Origin of the sequence: Rodentibacter rarus, assembly GCF_001998965.1 — a bacterium.
GTDB lineage: Bacteria > Pseudomonadota > Gammaproteobacteria > Enterobacterales > Pasteurellaceae > Rodentibacter > Rodentibacter rarus.
Genome location: NZ_MLHJ01000035.1, coordinates 32,009 through 48,767, shown reverse-complemented (window position 1 = coordinate 48,767; position 16,759 = coordinate 32,009). Strand labels below are relative to the sequence as shown.

General features: G+C 40.4%; 19 protein-coding genes. 15 read left to right on the top strand and 4 right to left on the bottom strand.

Features of this window, described 5'->3' with window-relative positions; translation table 11 throughout:
- Nucleotides 1–519 precede the first annotated feature (519 nt).
- The 4 genes from BKK50_RS04690 to BKK50_RS04675 all read left to right on the top strand — a co-directional run bounded on the left by BKK50_RS04690 (nucleotide 520) and on the right by BKK50_RS04675 (nucleotide 2,877).
- Entirely contained in the window at nucleotides 520–1,446 is a 927-nt protein-coding gene (locus BKK50_RS04690; RefSeq protein ID WP_077415803.1) for a LysR family transcriptional regulator, read from the top strand.
- 9 nt (nucleotides 1,447–1,455) lie between these two features.
- Complete coding sequence (gene azlC, locus BKK50_RS04685; protein ID WP_077415801.1) at nucleotides 1,456–2,178, top strand: azaleucine resistance protein AzlC; 723 nt, start codon at nucleotides 1,456–1,458, stop codon at nucleotides 2,176–2,178.
- Nucleotides 2,175–2,504: a branched-chain amino acid transporter permease gene (locus tag BKK50_RS04680; protein ID WP_077415799.1), complete on the top strand. Its 330-nt coding sequence runs from the start codon at nucleotides 2,175–2,177 to the stop codon at nucleotides 2,502–2,504. The genes azlC and BKK50_RS04680 overlap by 4 nt, the downstream gene beginning before the upstream one ends.
- Before the next feature lie 127 nt (nucleotides 2,505–2,631).
- Entirely contained in the window at nucleotides 2,632–2,877 is a 246-nt protein-coding gene (locus BKK50_RS04675; protein WP_077415797.1) for a YgjV family protein, read from the top strand.
- 186 nt (nucleotides 2,878–3,063) lie between these two features.
- On the opposite strand, the gene BKK50_RS04670 is transcribed toward BKK50_RS04675, so the two are convergent.
- Together BKK50_RS04670 and BKK50_RS04665 are read right to left on the bottom strand one after the other, a co-directional pair.
- Nucleotides 3,064–3,993 carry an AEC family transporter gene (locus BKK50_RS04670; RefSeq protein ID WP_077415795.1) on the bottom strand — a complete coding sequence of 310 codons (930 nt, stop codon included), beginning with the start codon at nucleotides 3,991–3,993 and terminating at the stop codon, nucleotides 3,064–3,066.
- 140 nt (nucleotides 3,994–4,133) lie between these two features.
- Nucleotides 4,134–4,337, bottom strand: coding sequence for a helix-turn-helix domain-containing protein (locus BKK50_RS04665; RefSeq protein ID WP_143529756.1), 204 nt, complete (start codon nucleotides 4,335–4,337; stop codon nucleotides 4,134–4,136).
- 422 nt (nucleotides 4,338–4,759) lie between these two features.
- Here BKK50_RS04665 and miaB point away from each other — a divergent pair, with 422 nt between their 5' ends.
- A complete protein-coding gene (gene miaB, locus BKK50_RS04660; protein WP_077415793.1) occupies nucleotides 4,760–6,184 on the top strand; it encodes a tRNA (N6-isopentenyl adenosine(37)-C2)-methylthiotransferase MiaB in 1,425 nt (474 codons plus the stop codon).
- A 28-nt stretch (nucleotides 6,185–6,212) separates the two neighbouring features.
- Here the strand turns inward: miaB and BKK50_RS04655 are convergent, their stop codons facing one another.
- Nucleotides 6,213–7,034: a DNA ligase gene (locus BKK50_RS04655; RefSeq protein WP_077415791.1), complete on the bottom strand. Its 822-nt coding sequence runs from the start codon at nucleotides 7,032–7,034 to the stop codon at nucleotides 6,213–6,215.
- A 204-nt stretch (nucleotides 7,035–7,238) separates the two neighbouring features.
- Between BKK50_RS04655 and lpcA the strand changes: the two genes are divergently transcribed.
- The 5 genes from lpcA (at nucleotide 7,239) to artM (ending at nucleotide 10,770) form a co-directional block, all read left to right on the top strand.
- Complete coding sequence (lpcA, locus tag BKK50_RS04650; protein ID WP_077415789.1) at nucleotides 7,239–7,823, top strand: D-sedoheptulose 7-phosphate isomerase; 585 nt, start codon at nucleotides 7,239–7,241, stop codon at nucleotides 7,821–7,823.
- 126 nt (nucleotides 7,824–7,949) lie between these two features.
- Nucleotides 7,950–8,681: an arginine ABC transporter ATP-binding protein ArtP gene (artP, locus tag BKK50_RS04645; RefSeq protein WP_077415787.1), complete on the top strand. Its 732-nt coding sequence runs from the start codon at nucleotides 7,950–7,952 to the stop codon at nucleotides 8,679–8,681.
- Between the two features lie 17 nt (nucleotides 8,682–8,698).
- Nucleotides 8,699–9,418: a lysine/arginine/ornithine ABC transporter substrate-binding protein gene (locus BKK50_RS04640; RefSeq protein WP_077415785.1), complete on the top strand. Its 720-nt coding sequence runs from the start codon at nucleotides 8,699–8,701 to the stop codon at nucleotides 9,416–9,418.
- A gap of 3 nt (nucleotides 9,419–9,421) precedes the next feature.
- Complete coding sequence (gene artQ, locus BKK50_RS04635; protein ID WP_077415782.1) at nucleotides 9,422–10,087, top strand: arginine ABC transporter permease ArtQ; 666 nt, start codon at nucleotides 9,422–9,424, stop codon at nucleotides 10,085–10,087.
- A complete protein-coding gene (gene artM, locus BKK50_RS04630) occupies nucleotides 10,087–10,770 on the top strand; it encodes an arginine ABC transporter permease ArtM (RefSeq protein WP_077415780.1) in 684 nt (227 codons plus the stop codon). Before artQ ends, artM begins: the two co-directional genes overlap by 1 nt.
- Before the next feature lie 53 nt (nucleotides 10,771–10,823).
- Here artM and BKK50_RS04625 read toward each other — a convergent pair whose 3' ends face one another.
- Nucleotides 10,824–11,057: a zinc ribbon domain-containing protein gene (locus tag BKK50_RS04625; protein ID WP_077415778.1), complete on the bottom strand. Its 234-nt coding sequence runs from the start codon at nucleotides 11,055–11,057 to the stop codon at nucleotides 10,824–10,826.
- A gap of 198 nt (nucleotides 11,058–11,255) precedes the next feature.
- Here BKK50_RS04625 and BKK50_RS04620 point away from each other — a divergent pair, with 198 nt between their 5' ends.
- From BKK50_RS04620 to BKK50_RS04600, 5 genes are all read left to right on the top strand, one after another.
- Complete coding sequence (locus BKK50_RS04620) at nucleotides 11,256–12,851, top strand: carbon starvation CstA family protein (protein ID WP_077415776.1); 1,596 nt, start codon at nucleotides 11,256–11,258, stop codon at nucleotides 12,849–12,851.
- A gap of 187 nt (nucleotides 12,852–13,038) precedes the next feature.
- Nucleotides 13,039–13,497 (top strand): division/cell wall cluster transcriptional repressor MraZ, encoded by a 459-nt coding sequence (mraZ, locus tag BKK50_RS04615; protein ID WP_077415774.1) that lies wholly within the window; start codon nucleotides 13,039–13,041, stop codon nucleotides 13,495–13,497.
- Between the two features lie 87 nt (nucleotides 13,498–13,584).
- Nucleotides 13,585–14,553, top strand: a complete 969-nt coding sequence (gene rsmH / locus BKK50_RS04610) for a 16S rRNA (cytosine(1402)-N(4))-methyltransferase RsmH (RefSeq protein WP_077415772.1) — start codon at nucleotides 13,585–13,587, stop codon at nucleotides 14,551–14,553.
- Nucleotides 14,554–14,561: 8 nt separating this feature from the next.
- Nucleotides 14,562–14,882, top strand: coding sequence for a cell division protein FtsL (ftsL, locus tag BKK50_RS04605; RefSeq protein ID WP_077415770.1), 321 nt, complete (start codon nucleotides 14,562–14,564; stop codon nucleotides 14,880–14,882).
- 33 nt (nucleotides 14,883–14,915) lie between these two features.
- Nucleotides 14,916–16,754, top strand: coding sequence for a penicillin-binding transpeptidase domain-containing protein (locus BKK50_RS04600; protein WP_077415768.1), 1,839 nt, complete (start codon nucleotides 14,916–14,918; stop codon nucleotides 16,752–16,754).
- Nucleotides 16,755–16,759 lie beyond the last annotated feature (5 nt).

The window sequence follows — 16,759 nt, the reverse complement described above, 5'->3', positions numbered from 1 at the left end:
ATAATTAAAAACACTCCAAGAAATGATCTGCACACGAAAAAACAGTGCAATTGTTTTTTATTTTCAACAACATTTTTATCGCTGTTATTATATTCGTGTTTGATTTGATCGGCACAAATTCTATTTTTGATTTTGATGCAAATCAAAAAATTTACATTCATTTACATTACCGTTTTTTTGAAGAAAGGAGGGCAATTTTGCGCTTAATTTAATGGGGGAAATAGCCTCAATCTAACATAAAGAATAGGTGAAAACTATCGTAGAAATCGCCCAATGAGCGATATGACAAAAGAATCCCCCTCTCATCTGTTAGGAGGGGGGAACAGTGTTTCACGCAAGAATTTTATGAAATGCAAGGGCACATTATGTGTACCTGACAAATAAAACCAAAATCAGACTTGTGCACCAACGACATAATACGAATATTCACCGAAAACTGACCGCACTTTGTCTTTAATTTTCTGTATTTTTCAGTATCATATTGCCCGTTTATTTTCAGTATGTTATGAATGGTACTCAATGAAACCCACATTTCTTGAACTTCGACATCTTAAAACGCTGCTTGCCTTAAAAGAAACGGGCAGTGTTTCATCAGCCGCAAAACGGGTTTACCTCACCCAATCCGCCCTTTCCCATCAAATAAAACTCATTGAAGATCAATTTGGTTTACCCTTATTTGAACGGAAAAGTCATCCATTGCGTTTTACCGCTGCAGGAGAGCGTTTAATTCGTCTTGCCAATGAGGTGATGCCAAAAGTAATTGATGCAGAGCGTGATTTAGTTCGAGTGAAACACGGTGAGGCAGGGCAGTTACGAATCGCAGTGGAATGTCATACTTGCTTTGATTGGTTAATGCCGGCTATGGATGCCTTTCGTCAAAATTGGGGCTTGGTAGAATTGGATATTGTCTCCGGTTTTCATACGGATCCTGTGGGTTTATTACTTTCCCATCGAGCCGATTGTGTCATTGTGTCGGAGATTGAAGACAATGATTCTGTGGTTTTCAAACCGTTCTTTTCCTATGAAATGATGGGGATTTGCTCGAAAGATCACATTTTGGCAGAGAAAGCAGTTTGGCAGGCGGAGGATTTCGCCGAGGAAACTTGGGTCACTTATCCCGTACCGGATGATATGTTGGATTTATTGCGTAAAGTGTTAAAACCAAAGGGAATTAACCCAACCCGACGCACCACAGAACTCACCATTGCGATGATTCAATTGGTGGCAAGTCGCCGTGGGATTGCCACCGTGCCTTATTGGGCAGCGCTGCCTTATCTTGAAAAAGGCTATGTGGTGGCACGAAAAATCACGCAAGAAGGATTATTCAGCAATTTATACGTTGCTATTCGCAAAGAAGATAAAGATCTTGCTTATGTTGAGGATTTTTATCAAACCGTCAAATCTCAAAGTTTTTCCACCTTACCGGGGTTGTCCGTTTTAGAATAAGAGTCGTTAATGGAATTTTCTCAACAACATCCTATCCGTGCCGCAGCGAAAGTGGCATTACCTTATAGCGCACCGATGCTTGCCGGTTTTTTATTTCTTGGGGTCGCCTACGGGATTTATATGAAAGCCCTTGGTTTTGGCGTGTGGTATCCAATGCTGATGGCATTATTCATTTATGCCGGTTCGGTAGAGTTTATTGCCGCTGCTGCGCTGGTTGCCCCTTTTTCCCCCTTCAGCGTTTTATTGATTACGTTGATGGTAAGTGGTCGACAAATTTTTTATGGGATTTCAATGTTAGAAAAATACGGGGCACATCTTGGCAAAAAGCGTTGGTATTTAATCAGCAGTTTGGTGGATGAATCTTTTTCTCTGAATTATATGGCGAATATTCCCTCACACTTGGATAAAGGCTGGTATATGTTTTTTGTGAGTTTATACCTGCACATTTATTGGGTAATCGGGGCGGCATTGGGCAATGTATTTGGCGAAATTTTACCGATAGATTTAAAAGGTGTGGAATTTGCTATGACGGCGCTTTTCTTGGTAATTTTTGCCGAAAACTGGATGAAAGAAAGCTCTCACGAAAGCGCTTTGTTGGGGTTAGGTCTCACCTTGATTTTTTTGCTCATTGTTGGCAAACAACATTTTCTTATCCCAACCCTTATCAGCATTTGGCTTGTATTGACATTACGCCGCCCTAAATTAGAAAGCAAATTGGAGTCGTTAAAATGACGGTAACAGAGCATATCATCACAATCGGCGTTTGTGTGCTTGCCGTTCAATTTACACGGCTTTTGCCTTTTTGGGTTTTTCCGGCAAACCGTCCCATTCCCGAGTATATCCGCTATCTTGGCAAAGTATTGCCTGCGGCAATGTTTGGGATGTTAGTGATCTACTGTTATAAAAATATCGATCTATTAAGTGGCTATCACGGCATACCGGATTTTCTTGCCGGTGCGTTGGTGTTAGTGTTGCATTTCTGGAAAAAGAATATGTTTTTGTCCATTGCGGCAGGCACGATTTTTTATATGGTGCTGGTTCAAACCGTTTTTATTTAATCTTTTGAAGGCGAAATAAAAAATGCTTTATTGGGCAATCGGTTGCCTTTATTTCGCCTCTTTTCCTCTTTTTCTAAATCTTTTATTATGCGCCTACACTTCTTTGACTCAAATATAGGGGCATATTATGGAATTTAATCTCATTGAATTATTAGGCTACATTGCAACATTTTTTGTTGCTGTTTCATTTTTGTTTAAATCTATTGTTCACTTACGCATAGTGAATAGTATTGGTGCCGTTTTGTTCGTGATTTACGGGATGATTATTGGTGCTTATCCTGTAGCAGTGTTGAATGCTTTTCTTGTTTTCGTCAATCTTTATCAACTTTACTGTTTGAAAAAAGAACAGACCGTTTCAAAAACGTTAAAATAATGACTCATAAATCACTGGGTGATTTATTTGTTCCTTCGGAACTGCTGGCAAAGCCAAGGTTCAAAATCCTTCTGATTTTATGACCGCACTTTTACCTCATCCTTGGCATCATCGCGATGTTGCACAAACTTGATTTGGGATTTATGTGTAGGGCTCCACAGCCTGTGTCCTTGTTTTTCGTTTATTTCACCACAGTTGGTAAAGCGCAATCACAAGCGGCATAGTAAACACGCAAAGGAAAGTCGTGACACCATAAATCGCACTGGCTTTTTGAGCATTGTTGCCGAAAATTAATGCCATTTGCGTGACCGTGGCAGCGGAAGGGCTGGTGGTGGCAAGAAAGCTGATCATAACAATGGTTTCGCCATTTTCTACCCAATCGGAAAAACCACAGAGTTTGATAATCACCAAAAGGAAAATCGGGATCAACATTAAGCGAAGTGCGGTGATTAAGTAGATACGTTTTGATGAAAAAATGGTGCGTAGTGGAATAGAGGCGATTAACATTCCGGCAATTAACATCGCATTTGGACCGATGAAAACGCCAACGGAAGAAAGTGTACCGTTAATAAAGGCCGGTAATTTTATTTGAAAGGCAAAGAGCATAACGCCAATAAAAATTGACCACATATTGATATTTTTCAACATCACTTTCAGGCTTAGATTGCCTTTTCCAACAATGATCAAGCGGCAATGTGTCCAGAATAAAAAGGTTTGTACCACAATAAAGCAACTGGCATAAATGACCCATTCTTTCCCGAAAAGCGACATCACAATGGGTATAATCAAGTTACCGGAATTGGAATAAATGGCGGTAGCGTGTTCAATGGGATCGAGTTTTAGCAGACGCTTTAGCCCACTTCCTGTGGCAATGAGAATGATGTGTAAAAATATCGCCATTCCAAGAGAAAGCATTAACCCTTGGAGAATTTCGGGCGTATAGTCAATTTGGAAGGCTTCGATCATTACAGCCGGGCTGATAATGTAAAGTCCAATAATAGAGAGGGGTTTGCTGTCTTCTGATTTTAACAGTTTGGTTTTTACCAGCCCGTATCCCATTAAGACAATAAGGGTGAGTTCAATAATTTTGCTACCGAGTAAAAATGCAATATCCATAATGTGTAAGAAATTTTTTTGTGATAAAGCGCACAAATAAACGTGCGGTTAACTTTGTTCTAACCTCAAAGTTAGATTCCCTTCATTGAAAGATGAGACCTGTATTGTATAGGGTTTAACACGGGTGGTCTTCTTTCGTTTCAGGTTTTGGCAGCATTATAAGGGGATGTCGGTTTCATTGATAGGTGACCTTTTGGTTTGGGTAATAAACGGTTTATACCTTGTTTTTCAAAGGCGTTCAACCATTGGTTAATCACACTGGTATCGGGAATACCAAAATAAAGGGATGAATTTCCTATAGAAAATCGTCCATTTTTAACGGATTGTATAACGGTGGATTTCAATTCAGGAGAATCGACTTTTTGTGACCTAATGTTTCTAAGTTATTGATTTTATGTTGATTAAATTGGGTTTCTCGATGTCTTAACGTAATCTCTTTGAGATGAAATTGCTTGCGTGTCAGAGAATTGTATTGAGATAAATTCGATCACTTGCTGTTTGAAAAATTGGTTATATTTAGCCATAAAAAAATCTGCCCTTAGTGAGTTGAAGTTTGGTCCCACTTTTTTTGAAGGGGGCAGATCATTTAGCCATAAAGCGCAGCCTCTTAACCGGTTAACATTTCGTTTAATTTTGGGAAAGGCTTCTAAAAATGGCCGCTCTTTTTACTTTCAAACATAGCTGAAGTAAATTTGGCTGGTAAGAATGGGGACAAATTTGTACAATAGCCGACTGTTTTTATTGGATTGATGATAATTTTGGAAAGATGACGCAAAAATTACATATTAAAACTTGGGGCTGTCAGATGAATGAATATGATTCGTCAAAAATGGCGGATTTGTTGTTAAGCACCCATGGACTTGAATTGACCGACATTCCCGAAGAAGCGGATGTATTATTATTAAACACCTGTTCTATTCGTGAAAAAGCCCAAGAAAAAGTCTTTCATCAGTTAGGACGTTGGAAAGAATTAAAAAAGAATAATCCGAATTTAGTGATAGGGGTAGGCGGTTGTGTGGCATCGCAAGAGGGAGAGCATATTCGCTATCGTGCCCCTTATGTGGATATTATTTTTGGGCCGCAAACCCTGCACCGATTGCCGGAAATGATTAACCAAATTCGTGGTGGCAAAAGTTCGGTGGTGGATGTCAGCTTCCCTGAAATTGAAAAATTTGATCGTTTACCGGAGCCTCGTGCAGAAGGACCGACTGCTTTTGTTTCCATTATGGAGGGCTGTAACAAATATTGCACCTTCTGTGTGGTGCCTTACACCCGTGGTGAAGAAGTCAGCCGACCGGTGGATGATGTTCTCTTTGAAATTGCCCAATTGGCAGAACAGGGCGTGCGTGAAGTGAATTTGCTCGGTCAAAATGTGAATGCCTACCGTGGACCGACTCATGACGGGCAGATTTGTAGTTTTGCCGAATTACTTCGTTTAGTGGCTTCCATTGACGGTATTGACCGTTTGCGTTTCACCACAAGCCATCCTATTGAATTTACCGATGATATTATTGATGTCTATCGTGATACACCGGAATTAGTGAGTTTCTTGCATTTACCGGTTCAATCCGGTTCGGATCGGGTATTGACGATGATGAAACGTAGCCATACGGCATTAGAATATAAATCCATTATTCGTAAACTACGCGCAGTTCGTCCGGATATTCAAATCAGCTCTGACTTTATTGTGGGTTTCCCGGGAGAAACTGCAGAAGATTTTGAGCAAACTATGAATCTTATTGCACAAGTCAATTTTGATATGAGCTTTAGTTTTGTTTATTCTGCCCGTCCGGGAACACCGGCCGCCGATATGCCTGATGATGTGACGGAAGAAGAGAAAAAACAACGCTTATATGTTTTGCAAGAACGCATTAATCAGCAAGCTGCACAATTTAGCCGTCGTATGCTGGGAACAGAGCAACGGGTGTTGGTGGAAGGCCCATCGAAAAAAGACATTATGGAACTGACCGGTCGAACGGAAACGAACCGCATTGTGAATTTCCAAGGTTCACCGGCGATGATTGGAAAATTTGTCGATGTGAAAATCACCGATGTCTATACTAATTCTTTACGTGGCGAAGTGGTGCGCACTGAAGAGGAAATGGGATTACGTATTGCCCAATCACCACAAGAAGTGATGAACCGAACCCGAAAAGAAGATGAACTCGGTGTAGGGCGTTATCACGGATAGTTCTAGTAGGCTGGTGTTATACCGGCCTTTATTTTATTTGATGACTTTCCCTTACCCGCCAGTAAGTGGCAAATCGAGGTTTGCCGGAACTTGTTACGCCTCGGTATTTATAGGTAATAACCGAACCGATTGATGGGGGATTTTCACGTTCATTAAGATTAAATCCCGAACCAATTTTGAATTCTCCCCGATGATTTTGGCAGGTTAATGATCCCATCACATTTTCAAATTGTCCTTTACCTTTGTGGTGAGCAATGACCGTACATTCTTCATCGTAAGCGGTTTTTAGTTTGAGAATGTGTGCACTACGCTTTTTTTCATAAGACGCATGGGGATTTCTCACTACCACGCCTTCCCCCTGTTGAGCTTCCACTTCTTTAAGAAATTCATACAAATGGGCTTTGTCTCGTACCGGGATTTGTTCAATGATTTGAATATAGGGCGTAGGGTGAGAGGAAAGGTAGGTTTTCAACACATCAAGCCGCTCAAATAAATTCCCTTTCGCATCAGGCACATCAAACACATAGAGTTTGAGTTTTTCCCAACGATTCCCCTTGAAAGATTTTGTTATGGAGGAAATTTCTTCAAAGTGATTACGTTCGCTAAACAATTCTCCGTCAATAGCAAAAGGTGGAAAATCTTTGATAAAGTAGGCCGATGGGGAAAGTCGTTGCCCTTGTCGTGTTAATAGTTGTGTTCCATCCCAGTAACCACGAACCCCATCGAGTTTCTCGGACATCACCCAGCCTTCAATATTTTGATTTTCATAGTTTTTTAGAAGCATGACATCAATATCGGCATAAGCTTTTATGCTAACAAACAATATAAGAATAGCGCGGAGTAAATTCATAAGATTCCTTGTTGGTAGGTCAAAATTGGCTAAAGACTAAAAAAGTGCGGTTGTTTTTCAAAGTGTTTTAAATGTATTTTGCGATCTTGATCGAGAAAATAATACGTGATCAGTAAAAAAACAAAACATTCACAGACCCTAGATAAAAGATGTTATCTACTATAAAATGTTGCGAAAATTTCTCATTTCCTAAAAGGAGCAAAAATGTACTTAGAGCAAATCAAAGCAGAACTTGTGGAAGCGCAAGAAGTATTAAATAAATTTATTTCAGATGAAAATAACATTAAATTAATTCAGCAGGCGGCACGGTTAATTTCTGACAGTTTCAAACAAGGTGGCAAAGTTTTATCCTGTGGTAATGGTGGCTCCCATTGTGATGCGATGCATTTTGCGGAAGAACTCACGGGGCGTTATCGTGAAAATCGCCCGGGGTATCCGGCTATTGCGATTTCTGATGTCAGCCATTTAAGTTGTGTAAGCAATGATTTTGGCTATGATTATGTCTTTTCACGCTATGTTGAGGCTGTAGGGCAAAAAGGGGATGTACTCTTTGGCTTATCCACCTCGGGGAATTCTAAAAACGTTCTCAATGCTATTGAAGCGGCGAAAGCGAAGGGAATGAAAGTGATTGCGATGACCGGAAAAGACGGCGGAAAAATGGCAGGGCTTGCCGATGTAGAAATTCGTGTACCGCATTTCCGTTATGCGGATCGTATTCAAGAAATTCATATTAAAGTGATCCATATTTTGATGATGCTGATTGAGTTTGAAATGGCAAAAACAGCGTAAAGTGCGGTCATTTTTGGCATAGTTTTGGAAATCCCAAATTATTTTGGGATTTTTTTATTTTCAGTGCTTGCATAAATATGCATAAAAACGTAATATTTGTTCAATTTGTGAAATAAGAGAGTTGAAATGGCTATCAGTGTTAAAAATTTAAACTTTTTTTATGGTACTTCCCAAGCGTTATTTGATATTAATTTGGAAGCGGAAGAAGGGGATACGGTGGTATTACTTGGTCCCAGTGGTGCGGGGAAAAGTACGTTAATCCGAACGTTGAATTTATTAGAAGTCCCAACCTCAGGGCAATTAAGCATTGCCAATAATGAATTTGATTTATCAAAAGCCACGACAAATCCGAAAGCGATTCGTCAGTTACGCCAAGATGTAGGTATGGTGTTTCAACAATATCACCTTTGGCCCCATTTAACGGTGATTGAAAATTTAATTGAAGCACCGATGAAAGTGCTTGGGATCAATGAAACGCAAGCCAAAGCAGAAGCAATGGAATTATTAAAGCGTTTACGTTTGGAAGAATATGCAGATCGTTTCCCACTCCATTTATCGGGAGGGCAACAACAACGGGTAGCAATCGCTCGGGCACTGATGATGAAACCGCAAGTGTTGCTATTTGATGAACCCACTGCTGCATTGGATCCGGAAATTACCGCACAAGTAGTGGATATTATTAAGGAATTACAAGAAACCGGCATTACGCAGGTGATCGTGACCCATGAAGTGAATGTAGCACAAAAAGTCGCCACTAAAGTGGTGTATATGGAACAAGGCAAAATTGTGGAAATGGGATCGGCTGAGTGTTTTGAACATCCACAAACCATACAATTTAAACAATATCTTTCACATTAAAAATAAGGAGACTTATGATGAAAAAATTACTTTTAAGCGCCGTATTATTGGGATCAGCAGCAATGGCAAATGCACAAGACATCACTTTCGCCATGGAACCAAGTTATCCGCCATTTGAGTTTACCAATGAAAAAGGCGAAATTATCGGTTTTGATGTAGATGTAGCGAAGGCGATTTGTCAAGAAATTCAAGCGACCTGTAAATTTAAAGGGGAAGCCTTTGATTCCCTTATTCCAAGTTTAAGAGCAAAACGTTTTGATGCGGCGATTTCTGCGATGGATATTACCGAAGCGCGATCAAAACAAGTGCTATTTTCTGATGCCTATTATGACAGTACGGCAAGTTATGTGGCATTAAAAGGCAAAGCGACCCTTGAGACAGCAAAAAATATCGGTGTGCAAAATGGCACCACTTTCCAACAATATACAGTAGCGGAAACGAAACAATACACACCGAAAGCCTATGCCAGTTTACAAGATGCGATTTTGGATTTAAAAAATGGGCGTATTGACATTATTTTTGGTGATACCGCCGTACTTGCGGATATGATTGATAAAGAGCCTGAAATTCAGTTTGTCGGTGAGAAAGTCACCAATAAAAAATATTTTGGCAATGGTTTGGGTATCGCAGTGAATAAATCCAGTAAAGCGCTCGCCGAAAGTTTAAATAAAGGTTTGGCGACTATTAAAGCGAATGGCGAATATCAAAAAATCTATGATAAATGGATGACGAAGTAATTTATGTTTGTCGATTTTCTTTCTTTAATGTTTACCGCAGCCCTAATGACATTGGGGCTTGCGGTCTGTTCGTTAATCGTGGGTTTGCTATTAAGTATAGTCTTCGCTCTTTTGGAGGCTAACCATTTTATCGGTAAACCGATGGTGGTTCTTGTGGCACTGTTGCGTGGCTTGCCTGAAATTTTGGTGGTATTGGTCGTGTATTTTGGCTCAACCGAAGTGGTGGAAATGCTGACCGGCGAATATATTGAATTCAGTGCATTTGGCTGTGGCGTGTTTGCGTTATCCCTTATTTTTGCCGCCTATGCTTCACAGACCCTGCGTGGTGCGATTCAGGCTATCCCTAAAGGTCAGTGGGAATCAGGCGCAGCATTGGGGTTGAGCAAAGGTTATACTTTTACGCATATTATTATGCCACAAGTTTGGCGTCACGCTTTGCCGGGGCTAAGTAACCAATGGCTGGTATTATTGAAAGATACCGCATTAATTTCTCTTATTGGCGTTGATGATTTAATGCGTCAGGCGCAGTTAATTAATACTAATACCCATCAACCGTTTACTTGGTATAGTATTGCCGCATTAATTTATTTGGTTGTCACACTAATCAGTCAGTTTGGTATTCATCGTCTAGAACAACGTTTTACCCGCTTTGAAAGAGGACTAAAATAATGTTTCAAGAATATTTATCAGTCATTGCGCAGGGGATACCAACGAGTTTACTATTGACCGTGGTTTCATTATTGATTGCTTTTTTCTTTGCGTTATTCCTCACATTTTTGCTTTCTATGGAAAATAAATGGGTGAAAAGTGCGGTCAATTTATACCTTACTTTGTTTACCGGTACACCGTTGCTTGTGCAGTTTTTCTTAATTTATGCCGGACCGGGGCAGTTTGAATGGATCGTGAAAAGCCCTTTTTGGCATATCTTATCAAACGCTTGGTTTTGTGCGGCATTGGCATTGGCATTAAACAGCGCCGCCTATTCCACGCAATTATTTCATGGTGCTGTCAAAGCTATTCCAAAAGGGCAATGGGAAGGCTGCGCCGCATTGGGGTTAAGCCGTGTGCAAACATTGAAAATTTTGATTCCTTATGCATTAAAGCGGGCATTGCCTTCTTATAGTAATGAAATTATTTTGGTATTTAAAGGAACGGCATTGGCTTCAACCATCACGATTATGGATATTATGGGGTATGCACGTCAGCTTTACGGTACGGAGTATGATGCTCTCACGATCTATGGTATTGCCGGGGGGATTTATCTTGTGATTACAGGCATCGCCACCTTATTATTGCGTAAGCTCGAGAATAAAGTGCTTGCTTTTGAACGTTTGGATGCGAAAAAAGCATAAAGTTCGGTCAATATTTTAAGAGAATGAATGGGTTGCAATCGCAACCCATTTTTTTATGATTGAGTAATGACGCTTGCAATAATAAGAAATAAGGCAAAAATACAGAACCAGATTAAGTGAAGTTTTGTACTTTTTCGGTTAATTTCCGTATTTTGCAAATGTCTTTCTTCTAATTTTTGTTTATAGATTTCTAAATTTTCCTGTTTAAAAGAAAAACCGCAATTTGGACAGATTTTAGCCGATTCACTGATTTTTTTACGGCATTCGGGGCAACGAGTGAGTGCCATTTCTTTAATCCTTATTAAGTATGATTTAGAAGATATTATTTTATTCTGAAAAACCAAGTGATAGTTAATGTGAGATTTGTCACAATTTTGTGGAAATTTCGTAAATTAAATTTTTGGTTTAATAGAATTTAGCATAAAATACCCCGGCTTGTTTAGAGCGTTTTAAACAATCGTATGATTATTTCTTGAGGTGCTTTTATGTTGTGGTTTTTCTTTTGTGTAGCCATTTTAATTCTTGGCTATCTTATCTATGGAAAAATTATCGAAAAAATCTTTGTCATTAATCCTAAACGTCAAACACCCGCCTATCAAATCAATGATGGCGTGGATTATATGCCCATGTCTAAAACCAAAATCTGGTTAATTCAATTGTTGAATATTGCAGGGACAGGACCAATTTTCGGACCAATTCTCGGTGCGTTATACGGGCCGGTTGCCATGCTTTGGATTGTGATTGGCTGTATTTTTGCCGGTGCGGTGCATGACTATTTTTGTGGTATGTTAAGTATTCGTCACGGTGGGGCAACCATGCCTTATTTGGCGGGGAAATTTTTAGGTCGCCCTGTTAAAGTTTTTATCAACGTTCTTGCATTAGTGCTCTTATTATTGGTTGGGGTCGTCTTCGTGGCAAGCCCTGCACAATTACTGGGCACCATTACTATGGATGTGCTAGGCGCTTCTCAGGGGGCATTGCAATTAGGTGATGCTGAGGCTGTTCATCAAGCGATAGAAGCCGGTGGGATCAAAGTATGGGGAATGGCTAAAGCGACAGTGGTTGCGGTGTGGACTGTGATTATTTTTGCTTACTATATTCTTGCCACTTTATTACCGGTAGATAAAATCATCGGTCGAATTTACCCGCTCTTTGGTGCATTATTGCTCTTTATGTCCGTGGGAATGGTCTATGGTTTAGTCTCTGCTCACCTCAGTGCGGCTGATCCTATTGAGTTTTTCCGCACTGTTAATGCAGACGGACAAGGTTTAACTTGGGATAAATTTGCACAAAACTTCCAAGTGAAAGGTGATGTGCCAATTTGGCCTTTATTATTCTTAACCATCTCTTGTGGTGCATTATCCGGTTTCCATGCGACACAAACACCGCTTATGGCACGCTGTGCTGAAAATGAGAGCGAAGGTCGTTTCATTTTCTATGGTGCGATGATTACAGAAGGGGTGATCGCATTAGTATGGTGTATGGTCGGACTTGCATTCTATGAAAATCCACAAGCCTTACAAGATGCCATTTCAGCAGGTTCGCCATCTAAAGTCGTCTATGACAGTTCATTACACTTCCTTGGTTTCATTGGTGGTATCTTTGCGGTGCTAGGTGTCGTGGTGCTTCCAATCACATCTGGCGATACAGCCTTCCGTGCAGCCCGTTTGCAATTAGCGGAAATCTTTAATATTGATCAACGTTCTCTTCCTAAACGTTTAATGATTGCGGTGCCATTGTTCGTATTAGGCTATTTTGTTTCAACTGTGGACTTTAGTATCTTATGGCGTTATTTCACTTGGGCAAACCAAATGACTGCTATGGTGATGTTATGGACTGCGGCAGCGTATTTATATCGTTACCACAAATTCCACTGGGTGGCTTCTATCCCGGCGTGGTTTATAACCACCGTATGTGCGACCTATTTGTATTACAACAAAATTGGTTTCAACCTTGATTATCAATTATCTGTCTATCTTGGTTTCGCAACTACGGTGCTATGTATCCTGTTATTCTTCACCCTGTTAAAACCATTAGGTGAACGTGATGAAGAAGCCTATGTAAATACTACAAATCTATAAATGATTTTAAAGTGAGGAAAACCGCTTAAGTAAAAGTTTAAGCGGTTTTTTATTGGGTAAAATTTACTAAATTTTACATTGGAATAACTTGCAACTTTATCTTACAACCGATAAACTTACGAAGAAGTGGTGAAAAGTGGTTTTTTGTGGTGATTTTTCCAAAATTTAAACTCCTAAAGGCTTAAAAATGTTTCGTGGTGCGGCAGCGGTAAATTTAGATTCCAAGGGGCGGGTGGCTATCCCAACTCGTTACCGTGCCGAAATTATTGAAAAAAATCAAGGTCAGATGGTTTGTACCGTTGATATTCGCCAGCCTTGTTTGTTGCTTTATCCTTTAGATGAATGGGAAAAAATTGAGCAAAAACTCCTCTCACTCTCTAACTTTGATCCGGATCAACGTCGTCTACAACGTGTGATGCTTGGTTATGCCACTGAATGTGAAATGGATGCACAAGGGCGTATTTTACTGAGTGGACCATTGCGACAACACGCAAAATTGGAAAAAGGCTTAATGTTGGTCGGTCAATTAAACAAATTTGAAATTTGGAGCGATACAGAATGGAACGCTCAAATTGAAGAAGATATTGCAGTAGCGGCAACTGCCGAATTTGCAATGGATTCGAATTTAAATATGCTGTCACTCTAAATGAGAAAAGAACAGCAGCACTAGCAGGATAATCGGTGCTTTGCACCGAATTATCTTTTTCCAATTTATTTTTTATTAGCTAATGCGATGACAATGCAACATTCCTTTTCTTCACCTGAACATACCACGGTTTTACTCAATGAAGCGGTGGACGGTTTGGCGTTGAAAGAAAATGGAATTTATATTGATGGTACATTTGGTCGTGGCGGACATTCCCGTTTAATCCTTTCAAAACTTTCTCAACAGGGGCGTCTTATTGGAATTGACCGTGATCCCCGTGCGATTGCTGAAGCACAAAAAATCCAAGACCCTCGCTTTCATATTGAACACAGTAGTTTTTCACATCTTTCTGAAATTTGTGAAAAATTAGATTTAGTGGGCAAAGTGGATGGTATTTTGCTAGACCTTGGGGTGTCTTCTCCTCAACTTGATGAAGCGGAGCGTGGCTTTAGTTTTATGAAAGATGGTCCGCTTGATATGCGAATGGATCCTACCCAAGGTTTATCTGCAGCCGAATGGTTAAAACAGGTTTCGGTAGAAGATTTGACTTGGGTGTTAAAAACCTTTGGTGAAGAGCGTTTTGCCAAACGTATTGCAACAGCCATTGTGGAATACAATAAAAGTGCGGTCAAAAATGGCGAAGAATTTTTATCACGTACGACACAACTGGCGGAGTTGATTGCACAATCAGTACCTTTCAAAGATAAACACAAACACCCAGCCACCCGCAGTTTTCAAGCTATTCGAATTTTTATTAATTCCGAATTAGATGAATTAGAGAGCGTGTTAAATTCCGCCTTGGATATGTTAGCGCCACAAGGACGGTTGTCCATTATTAGTTTCCATTCTTTAGAAGATCGAATGGTTAAACATTTTATGAAAAAGCAAAGTAAAGGGGAGGCAATTCCTAAAGGTTTGCCGCTACGGGAAGACCAAATTCAACGAAATCAAAGATTGAAGATAATAGGCAAAGCGATTCAGCCATCAGAAGCCGAAATTCAAGCGAATCCACGTTCAAGAAGTGCGGTATTACGCATAGCGGAAAAAATAAATTAGGAGGGGGAATGTTAGAAAATAGCGAGCGTTACCCTTTGCAAAATATTTTGATGGAAGATTTATTTTCGTCAACTAAATTAGTGATCTTATTATTATCACTGATTTTAATTTCTGCGATGGCGACAATTTGGGTCACCCATCAGACCCGGGGATTAATTTCTGAGAATGGTCAATTAATTCTGCAACGTCAAGCACTAGAAGATGAATATCGGAATCTACAGTTGCAAGAGGCAACGGAAGGTGACAGCACAAGAGTTGAATCTATTGCTATCAGCACATTAAAAATGAAAAGAGTGGATAGTAACCAAGAGGTTGTTATTTTGGAGTAAGAGAAGGGATTAGTTGGAATAGGATAAGCGCAAATGGTTCGGTTTAATTCGCCAAAAAAATCAAATAAGTCTAAAAAGACGATCAGAAAATTGACCACTTCTACGGCGGCAGTCAAAGCTAATAAGCCTAAAATGGTATTTGAAAAGTGTTTTTTGCGTGGGCGTTATATTATTGCGACAAGTGCTATTTTCTTAGGTTTGGCGGCATTGGTTGCCCGTGCAGGGTATGTTCAATCTATTAATGCCGATGCGCTTTCCGGTGAAGCGGATAAACGTTCTTTGCGTAAAGATGAAATTCTTTCCGTGCGTGGTTCCATTTTAGATCGTAACGGTCAATTATTATCGGTTAGCGTACCTATGAGTGCGGTAGTCGCCGATCCTAAACATATCCTTAAAGAAGGCTCGTTGAACGATAAAGAGCGTATCAAAGCCCTCGCAGAGGTGCTGGGTATAAGCTATAGCGATCTCGTCAAAAAAATTGAGAAAAATCCAAAATCAGGCTTTTTATATTTAGCCCGCCAAGTGGAAAGCGGCAAAGCACAATATGTCAGAGAGCTCAAAATTAAAGGTATTAGCTTAGAAAATGAGCCAAGACGTTTTTATCCTCGAGTGGAAGAAACCGCCCATCTCATTGGTTATACCGATATTGATGGTAACGGTATTGAAGGCATTGAAAAAAGTTTTAATTCGATGCTCATCGGGAAAGATGGTGCCCGTTTGGTTCGTAAAGACAAACGGGGCAATGTAGTTGAACATATTGCGGATCAGAAAAAATACGATGCCCAAGATGTGACATTGAGTATTGATGAAAAGCTACAATCGATGGTGTACCGTGAAATCAAAAAAGCGGTAACGGAGAATAAAGCGGAATCCGGAACGGCGGTACTTGTTGATGTTCGTACCGGTGAAGTGCTGGCGATGGCCAATGCCCCTTCTTATAATCCGAACAATCGTGTTGGGGTAAAAGCGGAATTAATGCGTAATCGTGCGATTACTGATGTGTTTGAACCGGGTTCTACGGTAAAACCTTTTGTTGTTTTGACCGCACTTCAGCGTGGTGTTGCGCAACGTAATGAAGTGATTAACACGGGATCTTTTAGTGTTAGCGGTAAAGAAATTGTGGATGTTGCCCCTCGTGCTCAGCAAACCTTAGATGAAATTTTAATTAATTCCAGTAACCGAGGGGTGAGCCGCCTTGCATTACGTATGCCGCCAAGTGCGTTGATGGAAACCTATCAAGCGGCAGGCTTGGGAAAAGCAACGGATTTAGGCTTGGTGGGTGAACAAGCCGGTTTCTTGAATGCCAATCGTAAACGTTGGGCAGAAATTGATCGTGCCACAGTGGCTTATGGTTATGGTATCACGGCGACACCACTGCAAATGGCCAGAGCCTATGCGACCCTTGGTAGTTTCGGAATTTATCGTCCTCTTTCCATTACCAAAGTTGACCCACCGGTTATTGGCCAGCGGGTTTTTTCTGAAAAAATTACAAAAGAAATTGTGAATATGCTTGAAAAAGTCGCCATTAAAAATAAAAGAGCGATGGTGGAAGGATACCGTGTAGGGGTGAAAACCGGAACCGCACGTAAAATTGAAAATGGTCGTTATGTGAACAAATATGTGGCCTTTACCGCCGGTGTTGCGCCGATCAGTGATCCACGTTATGCCCTTGTGATTTTAATCAACGATCCAAAAGCCGGACAATATTATGGTGGTGCAGTGTCTGCGCCGGTATTCTCAAGCATTATGGGCTATGCATTGCGTGCCAATGGCATTGCACCGGATGCCGAGCCTAGTGATAAAACCGCAAAACGTACCGTTCGCCTTAGTGCTCGCAAAGTTGAACAAAGTCAGGCAGAACGAGTGAATTAAGGAAA

Excerpts from the sequence above, each read along its gene's own strand:
- artQ (WP_077415782.1), top strand. The coding sequence starts at position 9,422 with ATGTTTGTCGATTTTCTTTCTTTAATGTTTACCGCAGCCCTAATGACA.
- BKK50_RS04690 (WP_077415803.1), top strand. The coding sequence starts at position 520 with ATGAAACCCACATTTCTTGAACTTCGACATCTTAAAACGCTGCTTGCC.
- miaB (WP_077415793.1), top strand. The coding sequence starts at position 4,760 with ATGACGCAAAAATTACATATTAAAACTTGGGGCTGTCAGATGAATGAA.
- BKK50_RS04680 (WP_077415799.1), top strand. The coding sequence starts at position 2,175 with ATGACGGTAACAGAGCATATCATCACAATCGGCGTTTGTGTGCTTGCC.
- artM (WP_077415780.1), top strand. The coding sequence starts at position 10,087 with ATGTTTCAAGAATATTTATCAGTCATTGCGCAGGGGATACCAACGAGT.
- artP (WP_077415787.1), top strand. The coding sequence starts at position 7,950 with ATGGCTATCAGTGTTAAAAATTTAAACTTTTTTTATGGTACTTCCCAA.
- rsmH (WP_077415772.1), top strand. The coding sequence starts at position 13,585 with ATGACAATGCAACATTCCTTTTCTTCACCTGAACATACCACGGTTTTA.
- BKK50_RS04640 (WP_077415785.1), top strand. The coding sequence starts at position 8,699 with ATGAAAAAATTACTTTTAAGCGCCGTATTATTGGGATCAGCAGCAATG.
- BKK50_RS04620 (WP_077415776.1), top strand. The coding sequence starts at position 11,256 with ATGTTGTGGTTTTTCTTTTGTGTAGCCATTTTAATTCTTGGCTATCTT.
- BKK50_RS04670 (WP_077415795.1), bottom strand. The coding sequence starts at position 3,993 with ATGGATATTGCATTTTTACTCGGTAGCAAAATTATTGAACTCACCCTT.
- BKK50_RS04675 (WP_077415797.1), top strand. The coding sequence starts at position 2,632 with ATGGAATTTAATCTCATTGAATTATTAGGCTACATTGCAACATTTTTT.
- BKK50_RS04600 (WP_077415768.1), top strand. The coding sequence starts at position 14,916 with ATGGTTCGGTTTAATTCGCCAAAAAAATCAAATAAGTCTAAAAAGACG.
- ftsL (WP_077415770.1), top strand. The coding sequence starts at position 14,562 with ATGTTAGAAAATAGCGAGCGTTACCCTTTGCAAAATATTTTGATGGAA.
- mraZ (WP_077415774.1), top strand. The coding sequence starts at position 13,039 with ATGTTTCGTGGTGCGGCAGCGGTAAATTTAGATTCCAAGGGGCGGGTG.
- BKK50_RS04655 (WP_077415791.1), bottom strand. The coding sequence starts at position 7,034 with ATGAATTTACTCCGCGCTATTCTTATATTGTTTGTTAGCATAAAAGCT.
- lpcA (WP_077415789.1), top strand. The coding sequence starts at position 7,239 with ATGTACTTAGAGCAAATCAAAGCAGAACTTGTGGAAGCGCAAGAAGTA.
- azlC (WP_077415801.1), top strand. The coding sequence starts at position 1,456 with ATGGAATTTTCTCAACAACATCCTATCCGTGCCGCAGCGAAAGTGGCA.
- BKK50_RS04625 (WP_077415778.1), bottom strand. The coding sequence starts at position 11,057 with ATGGCACTCACTCGTTGCCCCGAATGCCGTAAAAAAATCAGTGAATCG.